Source organism: Paucibacter sp. TC2R-5, assembly GCF_025717605.1.
GTDB lineage: Bacteria > Pseudomonadota > Gammaproteobacteria > Burkholderiales > Burkholderiaceae_C > Paucibacter_A > Paucibacter_A albus.
This window is the reverse complement of record NZ_JAJIRQ010000003.1, coordinates 490,091-513,860: the sequence shown is the minus strand read 5'-3', so window position 1 is coordinate 513,860 and position 23,770 is coordinate 490,091. Positions and strand designations below refer to the sequence as shown.

19 protein-coding genes, 2 tRNA genes and 2 riboswitches are annotated in these 23,770 nt (G+C 58.7%); of the genes, 14 read left to right on the top strand and 7 right to left on the bottom strand.

From position 1 onward, the window contains the following. Positions 1-15: 15 nt before the first annotated feature. The 5 genes from pal (at position 16) to LNV08_RS09260 (ending at position 2,556) form a co-directional block, all read left to right on the top strand. Complete coding sequence (pal, locus tag LNV08_RS09280) at positions 16-546, top strand: peptidoglycan-associated lipoprotein Pal (RefSeq protein WP_414858713.1); 531 nt, start codon at positions 16-18, stop codon at positions 544-546. Positions 547-553: 7 nt separating this feature from the next. Then, entirely contained in the window at positions 554-1,339 is a 786-nt protein-coding gene (ybgF, locus tag LNV08_RS09275; RefSeq protein ID WP_276595319.1) for a tol-pal system protein YbgF, read from the top strand. A 92-nt stretch (positions 1,340-1,431) separates the two neighbouring features. Then, positions 1,432-2,235 carry a tRNA threonylcarbamoyladenosine dehydratase gene (locus LNV08_RS09270; protein WP_263533401.1) on the top strand — a complete coding sequence of 268 codons (804 nt, stop codon included), beginning with the start codon at positions 1,432-1,434 and terminating at the stop codon, positions 2,233-2,235. 39 nt (positions 2,236-2,274) lie between these two features. Beyond that, positions 2,275-2,350: transfer RNA gene (locus LNV08_RS09265), tRNA-Lys, on the top strand. Between the two features lie 130 nt (positions 2,351-2,480). Further along, positions 2,481-2,556, top strand: a tRNA-Lys gene (locus LNV08_RS09260). Positions 2,557-2,792: 236 nt separating this feature from the next. Here the strand turns inward: LNV08_RS09260 and istB are convergent. Together istB and LNV08_RS09250 are read right to left on the bottom strand one after the other, a co-directional pair. After that, a complete protein-coding gene (gene istB, locus LNV08_RS09255; RefSeq protein ID WP_263533400.1) occupies positions 2,793-3,536 on the bottom strand; it encodes an IS21-like element helper ATPase IstB in 744 nt (247 codons plus the stop codon). Then, entirely contained in the window at positions 3,526-4,377 is an 852-nt protein-coding gene (locus tag LNV08_RS09250) for a Mu transposase domain-containing protein (RefSeq protein ID WP_263533399.1), read from the bottom strand. The genes istB and LNV08_RS09250 overlap by 11 nt, the downstream gene beginning before the upstream one ends. Here LNV08_RS09250 and LNV08_RS09245 point away from each other — a divergent pair. After that, a complete protein-coding gene (locus tag LNV08_RS09245; protein ID WP_263533398.1) occupies positions 4,376-4,591 on the top strand; it encodes a hypothetical protein in 216 nt (71 codons plus the stop codon). The two genes, LNV08_RS09250 and LNV08_RS09245, sit on opposite strands and share 2 nt — an antisense overlap. Before the next feature lie 239 nt (positions 4,592-4,830). Here the strand turns inward: LNV08_RS09245 and LNV08_RS09240 are convergent, their stop codons facing one another. Beyond that, complete coding sequence (locus tag LNV08_RS09240) at positions 4,831-5,184, bottom strand: hypothetical protein (RefSeq protein ID WP_263533397.1); 354 nt, start codon at positions 5,182-5,184, stop codon at positions 4,831-4,833. A gap of 347 nt (positions 5,185-5,531) precedes the next feature. On the opposite strand from LNV08_RS09240, the gene LNV08_RS09235 reads away from it, so the two are divergent. The 4 genes from LNV08_RS09235 (at position 5,532) to LNV08_RS09220 (ending at position 8,873) form a co-directional block, all read left to right on the top strand. After that, positions 5,532-5,999, top strand: a complete 468-nt coding sequence (locus LNV08_RS09235; protein ID WP_263533396.1) for a curli production assembly/transport protein CsgE — start codon at positions 5,532-5,534, stop codon at positions 5,997-5,999. Between the two features lie 41 nt (positions 6,000-6,040). Then, positions 6,041-6,475, top strand: a complete 435-nt coding sequence (locus tag LNV08_RS09230) for a curli assembly protein CsgF (RefSeq protein ID WP_263533395.1) — start codon at positions 6,041-6,043, stop codon at positions 6,473-6,475. A gap of 158 nt (positions 6,476-6,633) precedes the next feature. Further along, positions 6,634-8,244: a CsgG/HfaB family protein gene (locus tag LNV08_RS09225; protein ID WP_263533394.1), complete on the top strand. Its 1,611-nt coding sequence runs from the start codon at positions 6,634-6,636 to the stop codon at positions 8,242-8,244. 44 nt (positions 8,245-8,288) lie between these two features. Then, positions 8,289-8,873, top strand: coding sequence for a hypothetical protein (locus LNV08_RS09220; protein ID WP_263533393.1), 585 nt, complete (start codon positions 8,289-8,291; stop codon positions 8,871-8,873). Positions 8,874-9,004: 131 nt separating this feature from the next. Here the strand turns inward: LNV08_RS09220 and LNV08_RS09215 are convergent, their stop codons facing one another. From LNV08_RS09215 to LNV08_RS09200, 4 genes are all read right to left on the bottom strand, one after another. Beyond that, positions 9,005-9,466, bottom strand: coding sequence for a hypothetical protein (locus LNV08_RS09215; protein WP_263533392.1), 462 nt, complete (start codon positions 9,464-9,466; stop codon positions 9,005-9,007). Between the two features lie 95 nt (positions 9,467-9,561). Then, positions 9,562-9,648: riboswitch (cyclic di-GMP riboswitch) on the bottom strand. A 192-nt stretch (positions 9,649-9,840) separates the two neighbouring features. Beyond that, positions 9,841-10,302 carry a hypothetical protein gene (locus LNV08_RS09210; protein WP_263533391.1) on the bottom strand — a complete coding sequence of 154 codons (462 nt, stop codon included), beginning with the start codon at positions 10,300-10,302 and terminating at the stop codon, positions 9,841-9,843. Between the two features lie 95 nt (positions 10,303-10,397). After that, positions 10,398-10,484, bottom strand: a riboswitch (cyclic di-GMP riboswitch). A gap of 430 nt (positions 10,485-10,914) precedes the next feature. Next, positions 10,915-16,188: a YDG domain-containing protein gene (locus tag LNV08_RS09205; RefSeq protein ID WP_263533390.1), complete on the bottom strand. Its 5,274-nt coding sequence runs from the start codon at positions 16,186-16,188 to the stop codon at positions 10,915-10,917. A gap of 87 nt (positions 16,189-16,275) precedes the next feature. Next, positions 16,276-18,057, bottom strand: coding sequence for a ShlB/FhaC/HecB family hemolysin secretion/activation protein (locus LNV08_RS09200; RefSeq protein ID WP_263533389.1), 1,782 nt, complete (start codon positions 18,055-18,057; stop codon positions 16,276-16,278). Between the two features lie 644 nt (positions 18,058-18,701). Between LNV08_RS09200 and LNV08_RS09195 the strand changes: the two genes are divergently transcribed. The 4 genes from LNV08_RS09195 to LNV08_RS09180 all read left to right on the top strand — a co-directional run bounded on the left by LNV08_RS09195 (position 18,702) and on the right by LNV08_RS09180 (position 23,768). After that, positions 18,702-19,067 (top strand): hypothetical protein, encoded by a 366-nt coding sequence (locus tag LNV08_RS09195; RefSeq protein ID WP_263533388.1) that lies wholly within the window; start codon positions 18,702-18,704, stop codon positions 19,065-19,067. Positions 19,068-19,303: 236 nt separating this feature from the next. Then, positions 19,304-20,161, top strand: coding sequence for a LuxR C-terminal-related transcriptional regulator (locus LNV08_RS09190; RefSeq protein WP_263533387.1), 858 nt, complete (start codon positions 19,304-19,306; stop codon positions 20,159-20,161). 304 nt (positions 20,162-20,465) lie between these two features. Continuing rightward, the gene (locus tag LNV08_RS09185; RefSeq protein ID WP_263533386.1) at positions 20,466-21,950 is read left to right on the top strand and encodes a hypothetical protein; all 1,485 of its coding nucleotides are present in this window, start codon (positions 20,466-20,468) and stop codon (positions 21,948-21,950) included. 156 nt (positions 21,951-22,106) lie between these two features. Further along, a complete protein-coding gene (locus LNV08_RS09180; RefSeq protein WP_263533385.1) occupies positions 22,107-23,768 on the top strand; it encodes a ShlB/FhaC/HecB family hemolysin secretion/activation protein in 1,662 nt (553 codons plus the stop codon). The last annotated feature ends 2 nt before the right edge of the window (positions 23,769-23,770 follow it).

Below are 23,770 nucleotides of genomic sequence, written 5' to 3'. Positions count from 1 at the left end.
GTGACCCGAATGAAGATGACTCGTTTTGCGATGAGCTTGGTGGTGTTGGCCGTGATGGCCGGATGCAGTTCGCCTGTCAAGCTGGATGAGCCGGCGCCTGTGGAAACACGCCCTGTGGCACCCAATAGCTCGGCAACCAGCGGTGCCAGCAGCATGCCTATGGCCGAGTCCAAGGTCGCGACCGTTGATTTGGGCGCTCAGCTGACTGCTGCTGTTGCCAACCAGCGCGTGGTCTTGTTCGACTTCGACAGCTATGTGGTCAAGGACGAATATCGTGGCTTGGTCGAAACCCATGCCAAGCGTCTCGCCAATGACCGCAAACTGGCCCTCAGCCTGGAAGGCCACACCGACGAGCGCGGTGGACGCGAGTACAACCTGGCCTTGGGTCAGCGCCGTGCCGAGGCCGTCGCCAAGTCCTTGAGCCTGCTGGGCGTGGGCGCGGCGCAGGTCGAGCCGGTCAGTTTCGGCAAAGAAAAACCTGCAGCGCAAGGCAGCGACGAAGCCGCTTGGGCCAAAAATCGCCGCGTTGAGCTGAAGGACAAGTGAAGTGAGGCTGCAGCGTCAGCAACTTTGCCGGAGCTTGACGGCGCTGGCCGCCAGTGCGCTGTTCAGTTTGTCGGCGCAGGCAGCTCTGTTCGATGACGACGAGGCGCGCAAGGCCATTCTGGAACTGCGCAATCGAGTTCAGCAAAGCGAAGATGCTCAGCGACTGCGTGTCGAGCAGCTTGCTGCGCAGTCGCAGGAGCAGCTCAGCCCTTTGCGCCGCAGCATGCTGGATCTGAATGCGCAGATTGACACCTTGCGTCTTGAGATAGCCAAGTTGCGCGGCCAAAACGAACAATTGGCCCGCGACCTGTCGGAAACCCAGCGCAAGCTGAATGACCAGGCGCAGTCCTTGGATTCTCGCTTGAAGCCGCTGGAGCCGCAAAAAGTGCAGCTGGACGGCAAAGAATTTCAGATCGAACCCGAGGAGCGCCGGCAGTATGAAGCCGCGATGGGGCTGATTCGGCGAGGAGACTTTGCCGAGGCTGCGACCGCGATGGCGGGCTTTTTACGTCGCTTCCCGGCCAGTGGTTACGTCGACTCTGTGCGCTTTTGGCTCGGCAATGCCCAGTATGGCAAACGCGACTACAAAGACGCGATAGCGACCTTCAAGACTTTCATCTCCGGCAATCCGCAGCACCCCCGTGCCGCTGAGGCTTTGTTGGCCCTGGCGAACAGCCAAATCGAGTTGAAGGACGTCAAGTCGGCGCGCCGCAGTCTGGAAGACTTGATCAAAGCCTACCCCGGCACCGAGGCCGCGCAGGCGGGCAAGGAACGGCTGGCGGCTTTGAAGTAAAAAGCGAAACAAACCTGCTTGACGAGGCCCTGCTTGCGGGGCCTTTTTTCTTCAAGCTCTTCATCCTCACTCGACCTGCTCAGATTCCAGCTATGCAAGACAGTTTTCACATCAAGGCGGATACCGAGCGGCGCTTCGGTGGCCTGCGCCGCCTCTACGGCGACGCTGACTACCAGCGCCTGCGCGGCGCACACTTTGCTGTCGTGGGACTGGGCGGCGTTGGGTCTTGGGTGGTCGAGGCCTTGGCGCGCAGCGGGGTTGCGGGCCTGACCCTGATCGACTTTGACCAAGTGGCCGAATCGAATGTCAACCGCCAGGTGCAGGCTTTGGGCTCAACTCTAGGCATGGCTAAGGCGGAAGCGCTGCGCTTGCGGATTCAGGACATTCATCCCGAATGCCGGGTCAGAGTGATTGAGGAGTTTGTCGACGAGCAGAACTGGCCCGGTTTGCTGGACGGCGCGGAGGCGCCCTTGGACGGTCTGGTGGATGCCTGTGACCAAGTTCGAGCCAAGGCTCAGCTGGCGGCTTGGGCGCTGCAGCAGCGCCTGCCTTTTGTCGCGGTGGGTGCGGCCGGCGGCAAACGAGAGCCGCATCTGATGAGCATCGAGGACTTGGCCGACACCAGCCATGACCCCCTGCTGGCCAGCTTGCGGCAGCGCTTGAGGCAGCATCATGCGGTGCCGCGCAAGGGCAAGATGGGGCTGGCCTGCGTGTTCTCGCGTGAACCTGTGCATCGCCCGACAGCCGGTGATGGTGACGAGACCTGCGCCGTCGACGGTAGCCTCAACTGCCATGGTTATGGCTCAAGCGTCGCCGTCACGGCGAGCTTCGGCATGGCTGCTGCGGCAGAGTTGATCAAGATTCTTTTGAAGAATTCGCATAAGTCTATTGCGTGACACCGGGAATTAAGATTAGAATAGTGAGCTTCGCTTGATGGGTCGTTAGCTCAGTTGGTAGAGCAGCGGACTTTTAATCCGTAGGTCGCAGGTTCGAGTCCCGCACGACCCACCAAATCTAGCAAGCCTGGAAATTGAGTATGTGTTGGCTGAAAAGTTAATATGTACAAAAAATAGGTTATACTGCGAAGCTGAGTGAACTGAGGTGAATTAATACTATTCACCGATGGTTTGCGCAAAGCGTAGGGCTCTTAGCTCAGTTGGTAGAGCAGCGGACTCTTAATCCGTAGGTCGAGTGTTCGAGTCACTCAGGGCCCACCAAAAATAAGAATGAAATCAAGCACTTAGCGCCGAAAGGTTCTAGGTGCTTTTTTCATTGTCGAATCTGGTGCCAGTTTGGTGCCAGTTTTTGGCTGGATGGTGTTGGAATGCTCTGGACCAAGAGTAAGGGGTGCGATTCCGCCAACGAGGCAGCCCTCGTTGAACTTCTTTCGACTAGCTCTGTCAAGTAGCGTCCAATAGTTTCCAGCTGTCAGCGTCCAATACTTTCCAGTTGGTCAGTCGGTTTTGATGTCCTTTTTGCGTTGCTTGAAGCGGTAAGAGTCGTTGCCGGTTTCCAAGATGTCGCAGTGGTGCGTGATGCGGTCCAGCAGGGCCGTCGTGAGCTTCGCATCGCCGAACACGGTGACCCATTCGCCAAACGACAAGTTGGTGGTGATGATCAGCGAAGTCTTTTCGTAGAGCTGGCTGATCAGGTGGAAGAGCAAGGCGCCACCCGAGGCGGGGAACGGCAAATAGCCCAGCTCATCCAGAATGACGGCGTCAATCTGCACCAGTTGCTTGGCCAAGCTATCGGTCTTGCCCTGCTGTTTTTCCTTCTCCAACGCATCCACCAAATCGACTGCATTGAAGAAGCGGACCCGTTTGCCTTGATGAACGGCGGCCACGCCGAGCGCTGTGGCCAGGTGTGTCTTGCCCGTGCCGGTGCCGCCAACCAAGATCAAGTTGTGCGCCTGCTCCATGAAGGCGCATGTGGCCAGTGGCTCCACCCGGGCTTTGGCCAAGGGCGTCTCAGTCCAGTCCATGTCGATCAGGTCCCGATGAATTGGGAACCGGGCCGCCTTGAGTTGGTAGCGCAGGCTGCGCACTTGCCGGTCGGCCTGTTCAGCGTCGATCAGTCGGTGTAGCCAAGCTTCGGGCTGAGCGGGTTGGCGGGACTCTTCGGCCAGCAATTCCGACCAGGCCGTCGCCATGCCGTACAGATGCAGGGATTTGAGTTGTGCTGCGCGGTCAATGGACATGTTGGCGCCCCAGCAAATGGTCGTAGCGGCTGCAGTCGGCCATGGGCTCGACTTGCAGGCGCAGCTGTTCAGGCAGGCTGATGCGCTCGGGCCGCTCGGGCGCCGTCAAGCGCCGTAACTCGTTCATGACCACGGCGGCCGTGACCACGCCGCATTCCAGCGTCAGCTCGCAAGCCACTTGCAGCGTATCCAGCCCCACCTCGCGAGCGGCCAGCAGGAGCTCAACAAAGGCGCGGTCGCCTCTGGGTTGCTTCAAGACGCGGTCGCGCACGGCCTTGACGGCCTTGGGGAGATCCCACTCCACAAATGGCGCCCCGTTGCGCAGCGCGCCAGGTTTCTTCTCCAGCACCGGCAGGTAGTGCCAGGGATCAAAGATCAACTGATCGCGCCCAAACCGGCGGCCATGCTGGGCGATGACTTGGCCGTCGATGACGAGCCGAATTTGATCCGCAAACACCCGCACCGACACCACCTTGCCCGCGAAGTCCGCCGGTACGCTGTAGCGATTGCGATCCACGCGCACCAAACAGGTACTCGACACGCGCATCATCTGTTCGACATAGCCTGCAAAGTCGCTCGCCACCGGCCGCAGTCTGGCCCGCTCCTGCTCAAAGCACTGCGCAATCGTGCGCTCGATCTCGGCGGGGTGGCTCCGAGCTGCCAACTCCAAGCAGCGCTTGCTCAGCCATTCATTGAGCAACTCAAAGCTCTTGAAGCGCGCCATCGGCGTGAACAGCCATTCGCGCACATTACCCACCTGATTCTCGACCTGCTCCTTCTCCCAGCCAGACTCCGGGGTGCAGGCCACGGGTTCGAACAAATAGTGATTGGCCAGCGCCATGAAGCGCCGATTGAAGCCAACTCTCCAGCGTGGCCTGAAAGCAGCCCAGCTTGGGCGCGGGCTGATGCTGGTGGACATAACCCAGCGCTTCAATGGTTTGAAGATGCTTGCGCACCCTGGGCCGCGACAATTTCAGATCCCGCGCGGTGGAACTGATGATCTCCTTGCTGACCAAATGCCGCCGCCGGATTTCGGTAATAACTTCCATGTTTAACACCCCAGATTCCCCGGCGAAACCGCCGGATGGTTGCACACCCCAGGGTGGAAGCTATTGGACGCTGTTTACCCCGGGAACCTGGAAAGGTTTGCACGCTGTTTCACATCATGTGCTGGCCTAAACGATTTTTTTGCCGCTCAAATGAGCTTAAACATAACTAGTTATGTGATCGTATTTGATGAAAGATATTTTTATTGGTACTGCAAATTAAGCCTGCGTGGTCGGGTGTGTTTGACCTAACTGCAAATTGAAGTCAACTTCATCTTTTTGCAGCTCTTTCCGCCCTCGGGTAGGCTATAGACGGTGGTCTCACCGATCTGTTGTGCGGCCCCGCTCATGCCCTGGCGCGAGTCGACAATGAGTGTGATGTCATCTACCCGTTGCATAGTCGCGGTGCTGCCATCGGAGCGACTGACAAAAACAAGGTCACCAACCGTGATCATCATCGACCACCCCTCGGGGCCTTGGCAGATCTCTGTGTCGCCTGTGCTGGTGCAAGTACTGCTTTGAGCGAAGCTTGAATTTGCCCCGATGCTGAGCAGCACAAGCAAAACGCGGCCAATTGTTCGGGTGCAGATGCAGGCGACCATCTTTTCCTCTTTGATTGAATTCTCGATGGGGGATCGTCGCAATCGTGCGTGTCAGCGCGATGAATCTGCGGATCACAGGGAGTCAAATGAAGGCAACGATTGCACTTGGCACGTCGATCGATCAGGATCGATCTTTTTCTGGTCAATTCTGCGGCAGTTGACTTCGGTGGTCGTGCAGACCGCCTGTTCGTGCCTGCGTCACGCCCTTGTAACAAGGCATCTTTAACATTTGCTGCGAGTCAAGGCGCTGATGGTGTCTGCTTTGGGTGCGCGGGTGAATGGTGTATTGGTTTGCTTTGCGCTTAAAGGCCTTGTACTTAGGCTTATTCCTGTTTTGGTGAAGCGGTATGGTTATTTGGCGCAACTCTATATTTATTGCGCTACTGCCGTTTGCAGTTGGAATTGCCTTGGCTCAGACGGGTGAGTCGCCGTCAGCTCAAAATTCTAATGACAATATTTCAATTTCGCCGGAAGGTTTTACTTCTGGCGATAACTTTGGTATTGTCGTAAATCAAACTTTCACATCCGCTGGGCAAGAGTTTTATCGAAGATTTACAGATTTTTGGCGGGAAAAGCCAGATTTTGAAAATTACACGCTGGTAATTGTTGAGCGGCCGTCACAGCGATTTGGAAACAGAATTTCTATTAGTTTCAATCAAAAAACTGTATTCACTAGCAACATTCCTACGAAAGTTGATGCGATAAGATCTTTGAGCTCCGAGGCGGTTGATAAGACTCATGCGAATATTATTAGTCTGAGTTTGCGTATGACCGGGGATGGTGATCCAGATATGGGCGGCGATGGAAAATTTTGACCATTGTAAAAATAGTAGCCCTTGCATCCATTAAGAAAATCATGAATTACTCGTATTTTTCGTTTCGAGCTTTTGCTCTTTCGGTGCTTGCGTTGATGTCCGTCGTGGATGTGTCTGCGACCGAATTGATTTATGCGCCGATCAACCCTTCATTTGGCGGAAACCCGAATAATGCACCTGGTTTGATGGCTATTGCGAATGCCCAGAACTCTTTCAAGGCACATGTGAATTCACCGCTGGAGAATTTCAATAATTCTTTGCAGCAGGCAATTCTAAGTCGCCTGTCGTCACAGTCACTGGCCACCATATTCGGCAAGAGCAGTACTTTGGTGCCGGGTACGTATGACACCCTAGCCTATACCATCACGATTACTGACAGTGGCAAGGGTATGTTGACCATCGCCACCACCGACAAAAAGACCGGTGCCACGGTGACATTTGAAGTTTCGTCGACCGACGTGTCGGTAGGCCCCTGATCGTGGGCTTCGCATTGGACGGCGTTGCCGGACTGCCGGCGAATCGCTGGTGTGTGTTATTCGCGCTGATCATGGGCTTGGTGGCATGTACGACAGTACCGCCGTCGAATGTTCGCTCAAACGCTAAGCTCACCCCAAACACAGGAATTTCGCGCGACTTGACTCAATTGCCTAAGCCGAAGGCGCGAATACCGGTCGCGGTTTATGGATTTCGGGATCAGACAGGGCAGTTCAAAACTTCGCCGGAGAGTTCCTATTCCACTTTGGTCACGCAGGGCGCCGCCACGATCTTGATCAAGGCGCTGGAGGATTCCGGCTGGTATATCGCAGTTGAGCGCGAAGGTTTACAGAATCTATTGACTGAGCGGCGCATCATTCGCGCCATTGAATCGCCTGCAGAGAAAGGTAAACCAATCATAAATCTTCCAAATATGATGCCGGCCAGCATTATTATTGAGGGGGGAGTGATTGCGTACGAGTCCAATGTGCGTACGGGCGGTAAGGGCGCAAATTATCTTGGCATTGGCGCCAGTACCCAATATCGGGTTGATCAGGTTACTGTTAGTTTGCGTAGCATTGACGTCAGGTATGGTCAGGTATTGAATTCTGTTTCAGTGACCAAAACTATTTATTCGTATCAGTTTTCGGCCAACGTTTTCAAATACACGTCCTATCAACATCTTTTGCAGGGCGAAACCGGCTTTGCCACCAACGAGCCGGCGCAATTGGCGGTGCGAGAGGCGATCGAAGCAGCTGTTGTGCATTTAACGGTCAATGGTATTCGTGACCGCTATTTGGAACTGCAGGATGCAAGCACGTGGTTCAGCCCTGTCATTCAAAGCTATATGGCCGAAGCTTTGGGCAATATTGGCGAAGAACCGTTGGAAGATGACGCAATGATTCCCATGCGGCCCAACAACAATGCTTTCCGTGAGCCGGTTCAGCCGCTGCCCTTTGGTGTCGAGCCGCCGCAGGCCCCGCCGCGAACACGTGAGCGTGCCCCAGCAGCAAGTCCAGCCCCTTCAACTCAAGCAGTTCCTGGGCCGGTGGCCGCGCCTGTGGCCGTGGCAGCAGTGTCGACGGCAACGCCAACGCCTACGCCTACGCCGGCATCCACGGTGACTCAGCCACGGGCGCCCGCACAGGCCGCAGTTCAAGGCAATGTCGGGCCGACAGCGCAGTCGCAAGTGGCGGGGAATAAGCCGCCACAAGTGGCAGCGCCCATGCCGCAGGCGGCGAACAACAAGTCAGCGTCTGCGCCGGTTAAGCAGGCGAGCCCGGTCCAGCCTGCCCTGGCGCCAGCAGTGCTTGCGGCAACTGCTCCAGCAGCCGTGCCTACACCGCGACCTGGCGTAGTGCCTGCATCTGTGCCTTCGGCTGCTGCCAATTCGCGGGCGGCCCCGGCATCGGCATCGGCCTCAGCGCCAGCGCTGCCTCCAACTCAAGCTCCAACAAGTACGCCCGCTCAGCGGGCGGCCCCCACAACTGCGCAGGCTCCAGTTCCTACAGCTGCAGCCACGCCAAAGCCCGCGCCTGCGCCTGTCCCTGTCCCTGTCCCTGTCCCTGTCGTTGCCGCGCAAGCTCAAAGCAGCGTGACATCGTCTTCCACGGCCGCCACTTCTTCGCTAACACCTTCGGCCACATCGGCTAACGCTCCAATCGCGCCGAAGCCGGCGTCAGCGGCAGTTTCGTCCCAGGTCATTCAGCCCGAGAGTCAGAAACCTACAGGCAAGGAAGACATATTTAATCTGTACTGGAAGAGCCGATGAAAAAGCAGCTTATGGCTGTGCCCATGCAAGCTTGGGTACTTGGCGTGAGCTTGCTGGTGCAGATGTTTGTGCCAACGACTAGCTTTGCCAATGATTTGGTGCGGGCGAGCGATTTTGGCCGCCCTGATATCTTGCTTAACTCGGCCGCCATCATTCAAAAAAACGGCAGTGACTTGATCGGTCGAATCGATCAGCAGTTTGACGCATCAAGCACCGATCGCACACGCAATCCGATCGGTGATGGCAATTTCGCCTACCTGGACCAAGAAGGCTCGCGGCAAGAGGCGCGGTTGAGCCAAACGGGCAACCTTAACCAAATGCTTGTCAAGCAGTCGGGTCAGGGCAACTCGGTCATTGCTGAGCAAATCGGCAATGGCAATAGCTTGAAGGTCACGCAAGACGGTATCGGTAATATATTGACATCTAAGCAGGTGGGTGACCGCAACTCAGTCGATGTCGAGCAGATCGGCAATGGCTATCGCGCCGACATAACGATCTATGGCAACGACAATAGGTCCAGCGTTGTGCAGCCCGAACACGGTTTGACGGTCACGGTGATATTGGGAACGGCAGAGTTGCCGGTCAACGGTTTGACGGTCAAAGGGACCGCCTACTATCCGCCCAAATGAAGTGATAGGGCGTGCAGGGCTATCCTCTCGGCTGATGCGGATTTGAAGGCCTGGGCGAAGATTACGACTGTGCCGCTGAGTGAAGCCAAGCAAGAGGCAAGTCAAGCAAAAGTGCTCGCCTGAGCGTGTTCTCAGCGCTGGTTGATCGTTGCTGTGTTGCCATTGCCGGTCTGGCTGACGTAGGCGAAATTGCGGCCTGCGGCCTGGTTCAAGGTAATGGAGTTGTTCGAGCCCGTTTGCAATAGCGTGGCGCTAGCGCCGCCCAACTGATTGGCGAGGATGCGGTTCTCCGCGCCGGACTGGCGGGCGTTGAAGGAGTTGCCGACACCATCTTGGCTCAAAGCAAGGCTGTTGCCGTTGCCGCTTTGTTTGACGTCGGCAAAGTTGTTGTTGCCGGTCTGGCTGATCAAAGCGCGATTCGTTTCACCGATTTGGTCGATGGCCGCCTGGTTGTTGTTGCCGCTTTGAACGATGGATGCCGAGCCCAACACGATATCGGCGGCGGCTGCTTGGCTGCAGCACAGCGCTGCGGCTAGGCCAGCGGCTGCGAAGCTGATGGAAGCCGACTTGGAAATGAAGTTGACCTTAAGCATGGCGATCTCGTTCCCGTGAAGGTTGGGGCGAGGGCCACGCTTGGAGCAGCAATGATGTACCGTTTGGTACATCGCACCGAATAAGTCGGTGCTTTGCTGGCAACCCCGCTACCGTGGCGCTTTCGCGCTGTAGGCCGGAGGCTTTGCGTCCCCACCTTTCGGCGGGTTTGCCCTCTGTTGAATGTTCGGTCAGCTGGGTTCTTGAAAGTTCCTTGCTGGCCTTGGGATCAAGTGTAGGAGCCGCCTGCAATCAATGCGAGGGCCCGACTGACATGTGCTTGCGTGAACCGCCATTTGTTCACGGTTTTGCTGCTCAGTTTGTGAGCTTTGGCGCGGGGCTCGACGCAATCTTCGTTCGCCTCGCCGGTTCAAGCTCAGCGCTGATTGATCGTGGCTGTGTTGCCATTGCCGGTCTGGCTGACGTAGGCGAAATTGCGGCCTGCGGCCTGGTTCAAGGTAATGGAGTTGTTCGAGCCCGTTTGCAATAGCGTGGCGCTAGCGCCGCCCAACTGATTGGCGAGGATGCGGTTCTCCGCGCCGGACTGGCGGGCGCTGAAAGAGTTGCCGAAACCGTCTTGGCTCAAATCAAGGCTGTTGCCGTTGCCGCTTTGTTTGACGTCGGCAAAGTTGTTGTTGCCGGTTTGGGTGATCAAAGCGCGATTCGTTTCACCGATTTGGTCGATGGCCGCCTGGTTGTTGTTGCCGCTTTGAACGATGGATGCCGAGCCCAACACGATATCGGCGGCGGCTGCTTGGCTGCAGCACAGCGCTGCGGCTAGGCCGGCGGCTGCGAAGCTGATGGAAGCCGACTTGGAAATGAAGTTGAGCTTAAGCATGGCGATCTCGTTCCCGTGAAGGTTTGGGCGAGGGCCACGCTTGGAACAGCAATGACATACCGCTTGGTACATCGCACCGAATAAGTCGGTGCTTTGCTGGCAACCCCGCTACCGTGGCGCTTTCGCGCTGTAGGCCGGAGGCTTTGCGTCCCCACCTTTCGGCGGGTTTGCCCTCTGTTGACTGATCGGCCGGTTCGGAACTCGGGAGTTCTTCGCTGGCCTTGAAAACGAGTGTAGGAGTTGTCAGCGCCAATTGCCATGGGCCAAACTAGCCCTGCGCAGGGAAAACGCTACTTCTTCACGCTATTGGCGCGCTATTCAAGACCTCTTGGGCGGAGATGATTGAATGGCATTTGGGGCTGAGTTTGCTTTCACGGCCTGCCACTTTCCGGGGGAAGATGCGGGGCCGCAAGAGTCAAGCTAAGCTCGTGGAAGCGTGGAAGCGTGGACTCGGGGCCCCGCTACTCCATTGAAAAAGCCCGCCGTTTCGTCATGCCGAGGCCAGAGCCAAGGGCTTGAACGAAACAGGCGGGCCAAGCTTCAAATTCAGCTCGTACGACACGAGCTCAAACGCCGGGCGCAACAGCGTTTAGCGGGGAGTAGTGGCCAGGTTCAAGGCGCCGAGATGACGGCCGTGGTGTGACCCGTCTTGGTCTTGATCGTGTAGTTGTCCTTGTCAAGACCCACCAGTGTGTTGGTGAAGTTCACCACCGCAGCGTCATTGGGCTTGGGACTGGTAAAAGCGCCAAGCTGCAGCAGTGCCAGCTTGTCGCCCGCAATCACTCCAGCCAGTGTAGAGCCGGTTTGCAAGGTGGCCAGCGTGGTGCCGTCATAGACCTTGTCGGCGAACACCACTTCACCGTTGTCGATGGATAAGAGCTTCGGTCGGATCGTTGCCTTCTCGGTCCCAAATACCTTGGTCGGCACGTAGTTCTGGCTGTCTGCCCCGGTCAGGACGTTGCTGTAGATAACGACCTTGTCTTTGGCCGCGTTCTTGTCTGCAAAGCTGCCGGCCTGCACCAGCGTCACCTTGTCGCCGGCAATCACCCCGGCGAGCTTGCCGCCGCTGATGGTGGCGTTGGTGCTGCCGTCGTAGTCGCGGCTGGCTACTTTGGTGCCGCTGATGTTTAGTGCTTTGGGGCTGATATTGGCAACCAAATTACTTGGTTGGGTGAAAACGTAGTTGCCGGCGTCGCCGCCGCTGATCGTGCTGGTGCTGGTGACCTTGATGCTCAGACCGGCATTCTTATTGGCGAACTCGCCCTTTTGCGTGAGTTTGACCTTGTCTGCGCCTATCACGCCGCTGAGGCCTCCACCGCTCAAGGTGGCCGTGCTCTTGCCGTCATAGACCTTGCTTGCGGCCATCATGCCGTTGATGGTCAGGGTCGCCGGTGTGATGTTGGCAGTGGTGCTGCCGGCGTTGGCGCTGAGGCTGTAATTGGCCGCGCCATTGCCGCTGAGCTGGTTCTTGTATTTGACGGTCTTGGCGGTGCCGACATTCTTGTCAAGGAACAGCCCGTGCAAGGCGACCTCTTCACCGGCCAAGATGCCGACCAGATTGCCGCTCAGATTGGCATCCTTGTTGCCGTCGTACACCTTGTTCGCCGTGGCGGACGCGGCTACGTCAAGCGTGCGCTGGCTGATATTGGCCTTGACCGAACCGCCTGCTGCCGACAACACGTAGTTGCCGGCGTCGGTTCCGCTCAGGATGTTGTTGAACTTGACCAGCTTGTTCTTGTCAGCATTTTTGTCAGCAAAATTGCCCGTCTGTTTGAAGGCGAGTTGGTCGCCGTCGATCGCGCCGCTGAGGCTGCCGCCGCTGACTGCCGCGGCGGTATTGCCGTCGTAGACCTTGTCGGCCGCCACCGTGCTGGCGCTCACGGTGAGTACCTTCGCCGCAATGCTGGCGCTCAGGCCCGTGGGCTGCACCAGCTTGTAGTTGCCCGCTGAGGCGCCCGCCAAGGTGCTGGTCGAGGTGACGGCTAAACCACTGCCGACATTCTTGCTGTCGAACTGGCCCGCGCGCTCCAGGCTGACGGTGTCGCCGCTGAGCACGCCGTTCAGGTTGCCGCCGGACAGTTGTGCGGTGGTGTTGCCGTCGTAGGTCTTGTTGACGGCTACGACGGTGCCGGCAATTGCCACGTCCTTAGGTGTGATGTTTGCAGTCAGGCCGGTGGGTTGAACCAGCACATAGTTGCCGGCCGAGGCCCCGGCAATGCTGTTGGTGGCGGTGACGGCGATGCCGTTGCCCGCGTTCCTGTCCGCGAACCTGCCCGCTTGTGCCAGCGTCACCGTATCGCCAGCGAACACACCACCAAGGCTGCCACCGGTGATCGCAGCGGCGGTTTTGCCGTCGTAGACCTTGTTGACGGCGCTACTGCCGCTAACGACCAAGGTGGCCGGTGTGATGTTCAGGCCAGCGCTGACAAAGTTCAGCGCATAGCCCTGCTGGGTCGAGTAGAGGCCCGTCGGCGTGAGCGTGTAGCTGCCGACTTGCTTGGCCGTTGTCGCGGTGCCGGTGAATCCAAGGCTGCCGAGCAAGCGTGCGTCCGGCGTGTCTGAATAGCTGACACTGGCGCCGGCAAAGACCTTGGTGTCATAAGTCTTGCTCGCGCTATTGGCGGTCACAGTCAGCGGGGTCATGAAGGAGCGCAGCAGCGGCGCGCTTTTTCCTTCGTATTGAATCCAGGTGTTGCCGAAGTCCCAGCCCGGGTTGGCATTGCCGTTGGCGGTCGTGGCCGAGCTGAAATTGGCTTGGCTGCGCAGTTGCACGGTGCTCAAGCCATGGGCACCGGCGTCGCTGCCCAGACCCACGCCGTCCGCGATCACATCGCTGTTCCAGAAGCTGTCGCTGATGGCGCCAGCGAAGGCTGAGCCGACCAGACCGCCGGCTGCGGATCCGCTAACGGTGCCGCTGGCATAACTTTGTTGGATGGTAGCGCCGGTATTGCTGCCGACCAGGCCGCCGACTCTGCCTGAGCCGCTGACATTGCCCGAGGCGTAGCTATTGCTGATGCTGTTGTTGAGCGTGTTCAGGCCCACCAGACCGCCGATGCTGTCGCCACTGGTGCCGCCGCTGACCGTGTTGGCGCTGTAGACATTGGCGATGCCGCCGCCGCTGGCATAGCCGACCAGGCCGCCGACATTGTCCAAGCCGATCACGCTGCCGCCAAACAGGCCGATATTGCGCACGCTGGCGCCGTCGAGGTAACCGATCAGGCCCACATTGCTGCGGCTGGCTGCATTGATGGTCAAACCGCTGATTGTTTGATTGGCGCCGTCCAGACTGCCCGTGAACGGGGTGCTAGCTGTGCCGACCGGGACGAAGCCCTTGGCATCCCAAACATCCTTGCCGCCTGGCCCGGTCTTGCTTGCGTCAATGGATAGCCTCAAGTCATAGCGCGCGGCCGGCGCCATGGCCATCAGCTGCAACTGATGGGCGTTGCCGATTGAATTTGCGTATTCGGAGGCGAGCATAGGGCTGCTTCCGCCTATGCTCGCGCCGGTCTCGCTGTTCAAGCTGCCGTCGGCGTTGACGATGACCCAGCCCGCTGCGCCGGGCACATTGGTGAAGCTGAAACCACTGAAATTCGAGGCTTGCCGCATCTGCGTAGCGCTAAGTCCCGCGGAGGTCGTCAAGCTGCTGCCTGCGATGCTATTGCCTATGCCAGTGGCGTTCGCGCTATTCCAGTAGCTGCTCGCGATGGATTTGGTGTTGCGACCCACCAAGCCGCCGACGCCGCTGCTGCCGCTTACGATGCCGCTGGCATAGCTGCCGGACACGCTGCCCGAGTTGACCCCGACCAGGCCACCGACATTGCCGTTGCCCGACACATTGCCAGTCGCGTAGACATAGCTGACCGAAGAGGCGCTGCCGATGTTCTGGCCGACCAAGCCGCCGACCGCCGAGCCGCTGGCGCCGCCGACAACAGCGGCGTTCGAGTAGGCGCTGCCAATGCTGCCGCCGTTGCTATTAGTGCCGACGAGGCCGCCCAGGGCGTTCGTGCCGTTGACCGAGCCGCTGGCAGAGGCGTTGCTGAGGCTGCCCTGGTGCTCGCCAAACAATCCGCCGACCGATATGCTGCCGGCGCTGCCCGTTACGACGCCACTTGCCGAGACCTGCTTCACCGTCCCCGCGTTGAAACCCGCCAATGCGCCAACAAACGATCCGCCGGAAATGCTGCCACCGACCAGCGAAACATTGCTCAGCGTGCCCGAGCTTTCCACATAACCGAACAAGCCAACGCGGTTGGTGGACGGGCGCTTGAGCGTCATTCCACTGATCGAATGGCCCAAGCCGTTGAAGTTGCCGCTGAACGGGTTTACCGCATCACCAATCGGCGCGAAGCCGGCGCCACCGTTCCAATTGGACGTGGCCGCTGCGTTGATGTCGCTGCCTAACGCATAGTTGCCTGCCAAGCCGCCATTGATGCCTTGCAGGCTCAGGGTCGAGCCATCGCCGGCCGTGCCCAGACTGTTGATCACGGTGTAGCTGGTGTTGCCGATGATCAAGGCCGTTGTGGAGCTGGCCGACACATTGGGCAAATTGATGCTCGCACCCTTGCCAAGCTTGAAGCTGCCGTTGCCGCTCGCAACATCAGCGCCATTGGCAGTATTGGCTTGAATGCTCAGCCCTGCGTCCGCTCCCTTGGCGGTGATGCTGGCGTTGACATTCACATCGTTCGAGGCGGTCAGCGTCAAACGGGTGTTGGCCGACCAAGTGACCGCATCATTGATATTCAAGTTGCCTGCGCCATTGCCTGTGCCGGCGCTGCTTAGAAGGCTGACATTGCTACTGGCCAAGCTGGTCGAAAGGGCGGCGCCAGTGATGTCGCCGCCGCTGGCGGCGACCGTGTAGTCCTTGGGGTCGATCAACCAATTGCCAAAGCTGCCCCGGGCGGCTGCCGTCGTCACGTGAGCGTCGGCCGCCACTTTGACCCGTGCGGCCGAAGTTTCCACAGCGCCGCCATTGCCGGCCTCGGGGGCGGAGGCGTCCAGCGTGCCGCCCACATTGACCTGGCCTGCCTGCATATCACCCAGCAGCGAAATCACGCCGCCGCGGTTTTGCAAGGTTTGCGCGCGGATCACACCGCTGTTATTGACCACGGCGGTGACCAGGCGGTCCGCAGCCTTGGCGCTCAGAATCACCGTGCCGCCATCGGCCTGGATCAGTTCTTGGTTATCCGCCAAGGCCTGCAGCGCACCTTGGTCGACCGTCACGCGGATCAGCTTGTCACCGGCAAAATCCAAGGTGCTTTGTTGGCCGGCGGCCAGCGTAATCGTGCCGAGCTGGGCCTGCAAGCTGCCCTTGTTGCTGACCTGCCTGCCCAGCAGGGCGATATAGCCGCCGTCTGCACGGATCTGGCCTTCGTTGATCACCGCTGCCTGGCTGTCACCCTTGAAGACGCGCTGCTTGGCGTCGAGCGCCTTGTCCGCGATATTGAGGGTCGAGGCCACCAGACCGCCAACATTGACCTCGGCCGACTTGCCGAACAAGATGCCGTTCGGATTGATCAGGAAGACTTGGCCATTCGCGTTGAGCTTGCCGTAGATCGCGCTGGCCTCATTGCCCAGCACCCGGTTCAAAGCCACCGCCGAAGCATTCGGTTGCACAAAGGTGACCGTTTCGTTGGCGGCGATACCAAAGCTCTGCCAGTTGATCACTGCATTCTGGCTGTTCTGCAGGACCGTCAATTGTTGAGGTCCGGGCTTCAGGCTCACATTGCCGCTGACCACCAGTCCGCCGCTGGGGGCTGCCTGCAAGGCCGAGCCGGCGACCAGCCATGCGGCGGCGACTGCAATCTGCCGCAGTTGCGCCCGGCTGGCCTGCTGGCGGCGACCAAAGGCAGTTTTCGAGGCTGGTATGAGGCGAAAGGCTTGATACATGATGATCCTTGCAGATGAATAATTGGGGTGACGTCGGGCGAAGGGGCTTGAAGGTCGATTTGAGGCGGTAGGGCGATTGAGGGGCGATCAAAAAGTCTGTTGCGCGCTGGTCCACAGTCGAGGGGAGCGATCTTGGTCGGACAGGGGTGCAGGGCCGGTGCGCCAGGCCAGCGAAGTGATCCAACTCAACCCGCTTGGCCCACTGAAATTGGCGCCAAACCCCAGGCCCGACAGACGCGCTTGATTGCGTGAGCTGTTTTGGATTGGGTTGTGGCTCAATCTGCCAGCGCCGGCATCGAACAGTGCGCTCAATTGCCAAGCCGGACTCAGGTCTAAACGCAATTCAAGATTGAGCAACCAAGCGTCATCACAGGCGGCTTCGCCCTGCGGGTAGGCGCGCACGCCCTGCGCTCCGCCGAGACTGAATTTCTCCGAAGAATCCAGGTTTTTCCCAGCGCTAAACTGGCCGCCTATTTGAGCAGTTATGCTCAAACTCTGAGCGATGGCGGAGCCGCTTGGTGTTGGTGCGGCCGGCTCACTCGGCGCCACCGTCGCGGGCTCAAACGATGTTTTTGGCGCCGGCCTTAACCATGGGTCTAATGCTTGGCCAAGTACCCCCAAGCTCTGCTGGCGCGTCAAGGTGCCGGTCCATTTGGCGTAGCGGCCCGCACTTTGAGGGCCTTTTGCCGCGGCTGCGGCGACGACCGGATCAATTTTCAAACGCCCCTGCACATGGCCGAAGCTCCACCGCAGACTGCCACGGCCGGCCGCATCCAACTGATCGCCGGACAGGCCCAGCAGCAGGACATCGATCTTTTTGTCACTGTGGCTCTGCACACTGTCGATGCGGTCTTGGAGTGATTTGTGATCAAAATTCAGCTGCAATTGCAGCTTGCTGCTGCGGCTGCGCTGCAATGTTTGCAGGGCGTAAACGCTGGCGACCTCGGCCCGGCCATGGGAGAGCAACTCGGCAAAGTCGCCGCCCAGGCGGTAGTTCATGGCCGAGCCGGCCAGCCCCAATTGCATGCCCTGCTGGCCGACCGGCAACTGATAGGCCAGCCGCCCATAGCTATAGGGCCGCCCGGCGGAATAGGCGTTCAATGACAAAGCATCCCCGAGGCCCAGCGGGTTGCTCAAACCGAGCGCCGCATTAGCGCGCCAGATGCCGCTGTAGCGTGTGCCGAAGTTATCCAGTCCGAGGCTCGCGCTGACAGGTGGTAGGCCCTCGGCGCGGATGTCCAGATCGGTGCTGCCGACCGAGGTTCCAGGCGTCAAGGTGGATTGCACCGATACGCCGGCAAGGCTGTTGATCAGCAGCAGCTTGCGCTCCAGGGCGGCGCCTGCCAAAGCTTGCCCGGCTGGCAAATCGTCAAGGTGGGCGCGCAACACCGAGTCCTTGACCCTCGATTGGTTGTCTAGCCGTACTTGGCCAAGCCGCCCTTCCAACACAGTGATATCGAGCATGCCGTCGGCAATGTCTTGCGCAGGCAGATAGGCATTGGCGAGAAAGTAGCCCTGCTGCCGGTAGTGGGCGGTGATGCGGTCGGCGGCTTCGTTCAGTTCCGCCAAACTCAGTTCGCGCCCGATCAGGTCGCTCAACAGCGCGCCCAAAGTGGGCGAATCGAAAACACTGTTCTGGCTAAAGCGAAAGCCCTTCACGAGTAGCCGCGGCCCCCCGTCAGCGACCGCAGGTGCGGGTGGGCTTGGCTCATACAATACCGGCGCGGCCAGCGTGCGCACCGGGGGAGGGCGGCGCAGGCGCTCTTGCTCGCGCATCAGCTGACCGGTGTCAGGCGCGATCTGCGCGAATGAAGAATCCGTTGCCAATAGCAAACACAGCAGCAATGCGCCTGCTCGGCTGTTGAGCATAACTTTAAATTCAAGTGGATTTTTGGCGCAGCTCGCAGCGATGCGTCTGCCTATCAACGCAAAGTAGCGCGCAGGTCGATTCATGGTTCAGCGTGAAGAGGGGGTTCGGTGGTGGCGGCCTGGTGGTAAAGGCTCGTAGTCATGCCTTCGCCCTTAAGGCTTGCGCATACTCTCTCCATCCTGCTGGTTGGCGAATGTAGTGAGGCTTTGTGTCAGTACTGGGGCTCGCAAGCATGATCCGTTCGGTCAAAGGGTATGCCCTGTGGCGCCGGCAAGGCATTGGCCCAAGCGGCGTGCCGATGTGAATTCGAAGTCGCGGCGTTGTTGCCCAGTGCGTGAAATTGAGCGTCAGCGATCGGGCCTTAAGTTGAGGCACTCAAATTAGCCGGCGCCGAAAAAAGCAGAGAAATAGCCTGCTTGTAGTCCGCTATTCACGGCACCGTCAAATTGCTCTCCTACATTCCGTTTCGGTTGCGGAACGTTAGATAAGTCACGGAGAAGGCGCCTACTTGGCCCGGCAGACTTGATTCATCTGACTTCCCGCAGCGCCGAAGTCCCCAGCTTGGATGGCGCGCTCTGCAGGGCGCGGTATCCAAAGAATGAATATTCCCTTTCGACAAACCATTTTTTTAAGAGACCTCACCATGAACTTCAAAGCACTCGCCGTTGCCGCTACCCTCGCATTGACTGTTGGCGCTTCTTTCGCTGCCGATATCGACCTGAATGGCAGCACTCTGGTCACAGCCGCTCCTGGCGATTCCAGCGTATTGTTGGGTTTGGCTGAAGCAGCTCTGCTGGTCGGCGACACGCACGCAAACAACAACGCCGTGATCTATCAAGATGACAGCGTTGGTGCTGCTGCTCTTGAGCAACTTGCTTACATCGACCAAGTGGGTACATTGGGTGGTCTGGCCATGATCGTTCAGTTGGGCAATGCAACTGTTGCCAACGTTGCTTACGTCCAGCAAGTTGGCACCACCAACGCTCGCGCCGTCATCACACAGCGTTAATTCAGTCAGTCCCGCCGCAAGGCGGGGCCTGGATTTGATCTGCGAGAGTGCGAAGCGTTCTTCCTGCCCGAAGTACGGCTTCGCTTGCCTTTTGATGCTGACTGCTTGCCCGCAGTCGGCATCTACTCGTTTGGGGAATGCACCCCTGCAAGCTGCAAGGTCACAGTCGTTTTCCGGGCTGTTTGATCCTGCCATTGCGATGCTTTGCTGCGCGCGATTTCTATATATGGACATGCATGCAAGAACTGGTCATCCTCAGTAGATTGGAGCAGGAACGATTGGTGCGCGCGATCGAAGCGGGCGCGCAGGTGCGGGTCTTGCGCCAGATGTTCATCTGGTGCCAAGGCGGCCTGCGAGGCGTCTTGCCCCATGGCATCATGGTCTGCCTCAAATTCGACCGGGAGGAGCAGGTCACCCATGTCGAATGCCTGAACAGCCTGGTGCGTGATCCCGTCGAATTGGAGCGTTTGTGCAATCCGCTTGACGGGCTGAGCCTGCAATTGGCCCAGTATTGCAGACAGGTGGGGCGGCTGTCCCTGCATATAGACGCAAGCGTTGCTGACGCTGGGCATGCGGGCCAGCATCAGAACATTGAGTTGCAGGGCCTTGGCCTTGCGCAGTTGCGACGGGAGATGAGGCGGCAGCGATTAAGCAATGTGCTGGTGCACGGCAGCGATTGCTTGCCCGGTGGCTCGACCTTTTTTGCCTTGTTCGAGTTGGATGGCCCGCCCACCGAGCGCCATGACTATTTCTTGTTTTTGATGTTGCCCTATTTGCATATGGCTTTCCTGCGCGTGCTCGCCAACCGCGCGGGCTCGAGTGCTGCGGCTGGCCCGACCTTGGCGCTTTCGGCGCGAGAGCTTGAGGTCTTGAGTTATGCCGTCAAGGGCAAGACTAACTTCGAAATCGGCATGATTCTCGAACTCAGCGCCTTGACGGTAAAGAACCACCTTCAAAAAATTTATCGCAAGCTCAATGTGCATAACCGGGTTCAGGCACTGGCTCGGTCGAATGAATTGAAGCTGCTTGCTCCTAGTGCGGATATCAAACAAGCTGCCGAGCCCAAGGGCTTGCGCATGGCGGCACAAGACTGATCTGTTCGGCTCACCGTTGATGAGCCGAAGCGCTCATCCAAAGCCAAGAACCATGTATATGCCTGTCGCATTGCGTGAATAAAGTCTCGAATGTTGAAAGCGACTGTTCGAGCAATTCGCAAAAGCTGTGGCGTAGAACGCGGCAGCGCAATCTGCTCTTGACCAGATGACTTTCAAAGTTAGGGCCACCATCTTGGGCTAGAGGGTGTTGGCTCAGGAGAGGGCCTCGAGGGCAATCGAGGTGCTCACCGCAACAGCAAGTTTCCATCCGTTTGCTTTCACTAACAAACTCACCCACATCATCATGAACATCAAGCAAAACCTCATCGCCGGCGCTTGCCTGGCTGTCTGCTCGGCCGCTTCGTTCGCCGCCGTGACTCCTTTGACCTGCCCAGCCGTCGTTGACCAGGCTACGGCTCAGACCTTCGTGAAGAACTGCGCCGTTGGCCAGACCATCTTCATCGGCGGCGCTTCGACCTTGAAGTCCAACACAACCACTTTGATCAACAATCTGTTCGACACCTCGGTGTCCAACGTCGTCAAGATCAATGACCAAGGCAGCGTCTCCGGCAAGCGCGGCAACGTCGTCGCGTTCTTCGGCATGTCCAAGGCCGCTTTGACCGGTGGTACGTCCAAGCCTTTGCTGGCCATCTACAACTTCAACAACGGTTCCGCTGCCGGTGTCTCGCAGTTGTATGGCAAGCCAGCGCTGATCGCTGAAGCCGACGTTGTAACCGTGGGTTCGACCAAGAACGTCGCCAACGCCCTGTGCTCCACAACCGTGGCTATCCCTGGCTTCACCGACACCGACGGCAGCGTCGTTCCTGAAGTGAAAGCAGGTACCGATGCAGCTCCCGCAGTGACTTGCACATCGCACGCTGCTCAGCAAGCCGATGTCGCCATCTCCGACGTGCGCGCTCAAGAGCTGTATGCCGTGTATGACGCAGCGGCCAAGGGCAAGGCTTCTGACTTGACAGGTACACCGCTGTTCTCGCAATCTTTCGGCGTGAATGTCTCTTGGCCTTTGTACACCGCCTTGCAAGCCAAGAACGGCCTGACTGTTGGCAGCACCGCTGCTGCCGACCAGCCTTCTATCACCAAGGCTGAATATGCCAGCTTGGTGAGCAAGACTGGCGCCATCAAGTCGCTGGCTGCTTTGACTGGCAATAGCGCTTTGACAGCTCCTTTGACTTTGGCTCGTCGTGACGACCTGTCGGGCACACAGGCTGCTTCGAACATCTTCTTCGTCAATGGTCAGTGCGGTGGCAACGGCAGGCAACTGGTTGCCAAGAGCGTTGACCAGGCTGTGGCCAAGGCCGGTGGCTTGGGTGGCGGCTTGGCCATCGTGGAAAAGGCTGACTCGACAGATCTGCTGAAAATCCTGTCGGCTTCCGTGTCGCAAAACGTCAAGGACGCAACTGCTTCGACGACCGACTACGCCATCGGCGTGTTGAACGTCGGCGGTGGCGGCCAAATCGCGGCTAACAAGGCCAACTTCGTCAAGATCGACGGCATCAGCCCAACTTACTATGGCGGCGCTGTTGATTCGCGTACCGGCCTGATCAAGGGCGAGTACCCATTCGCTGTGACCAGCTATGCCTACACCGTGACCAAGGCCATGGCCAAGGCCCCTGAGAAGGCTGCTCTGGCTAAGGCTGTGATCGACGGCTTCAAGAGCTCGGCTCAGTTGAATGGCGGCCTCGCCTACTTCGACGGCTTCAACGCAGCAGTGCAAGCCAAGGCCAAGCGCGCTGGCGACAACAACTGCTCGCCTATCAGCAAGCTGTAATTTGAAAACGGGTGTTCGCACCCGTTGACCCGGACCGGGTCTGAACAGGGCAGGCGCCTCCTCTGGAGGGGCCTGCCCTTCTTTTTTTGGAGGCATTGATCGGGTGCCCGGCGGTTTTCATGCGCATGTCATACCTATTTTTTACATTCTCTTCCCATGACTGATTTGACTCGGCGCATTGTTTGCTCGCCTTCGCTCCATACTTTGAAGACCATGTTCGCCCTGGCTGCAGGCCTGGGTTTGATGGCGGGTGCGACCGTTGCCGCTGAGTCATCGGCGCAGTCACGCGCGCCGGTGGCCAAGGATGAGTCGGCCAAATTGCCTGTATTCGATGTGTACCAGTATGTGGTGGCGGGCAATAGTGTGTTGAAGCCCTTGGAGATCGAGGCGGCGGTAACGCCTTTTCTGGGTGTGGGCAAGAATATCCGCGATGTCGAAGCCGCCCGCGCTGCGCTGGAAAAGAGCTATCACGATGCCGGCTATTTGACCGTGCTGGTGTCGATTCCCGATCAGGCGGTGGATTCCGGCGAAGTGTCGCTGCAGGTGGTTGAAGCGGTGGTCGAGCGGCTCAAAGTTGCCGGTGCCGCATACACCCTGCCCAGCGATATCAAGGCCGGCGTGCCTGAGTTGGCGGCAGGCAATGTGCCCAATTTCAAGACCATTCAAGATCAGCTTGCGCTCGTCAATCGGCGCCCCGACGCGCGCGTCACCCCGGTCTTGAAGGCTGGGCTTTTGCCTGGTACGGTCGAGGTGCAACTGGATGTGGAAGATCAACTGCCGCTGCATGGCAGCGTTGAGCTGAATAACCGCCAAACGCCTAACACCACGGCTTCCCGCCTGATGGGTAGCTTGCGTTACGACAATCTTTGGCAACTCGGCCACAGTGTCAGCTTGACCTTGCAAACCTCGCCGGAACGTACCGGGGACGCCAAGGTGGCGGCGCTGACCTATGTGATGCCGACTGGCCGAGCCAACGATGCCTTGTCGATCTATGGCGTGCGTTCACGCAGTGTCTTCGCCAGCCTTGCCAACGCACCGGGCATGGGGCTGCTGGGCGACTCGGACACGATGGGTATGCGCTACTCGATGCCGCTCAAGGGCAGCAGCGAAACCGCGCAATCGCTGTCCGCCGGCTTCGACTACAAAGATATCCGTCAAACCACCAAATTGGCGGATGGCAGCGGCATTGCTTCGCCGGTGTCCTATATGTCAATGGCGGCCGGCTACTCGCTCAATCTGTTTGGCCCCGAGCGCAGCAGCAGCATTGATCTTTCTACGGCGCTGGGTATGCGGCGTTTGGGTGGTACCAGCGATGCCGAATTCGACGCAAAGCGCAAAGGGGCGTCGGCCAGTTTTGTAGCGTTTCGCGGTGGTCTGAGGCACAACGATGGCTGGCAGGGCTGGGGTTTGCTCGGCAGGCTTGATTTCCAATTGGCCAGCGGGCCGCTATTGCCCAGCGAGCAGATGTCGGCCGGCGGAGCCGACAGCGTACGCGGCTATCTTGAGGGTGAGCGCGCCGGCGATATGGGCTTGCATGCCAGCTTTGAGCTGCGCACGCCGCAATACAGCCCGGCCGGTGTTGGATCGGCCTGGCGTTTGGGGGGCTTGGCCTTCCTGGATGTGGCGCGCTTGACGACCTTGCGGGCAGTGGCGCCGCAACCGGGGCAGTATTCCTTGGCGGGGATTGGTGTTGGCCTGCGCTTGAGCGCGCCCGGTGGTGTGGCGCTGGATCTGGATGCGGCATCGGCACTGATTGATGGTGACACTACTTCCGCCCATTCAGTCCGCGTGCACGCGCGTGCCGTCCTTGCTTTTTGATC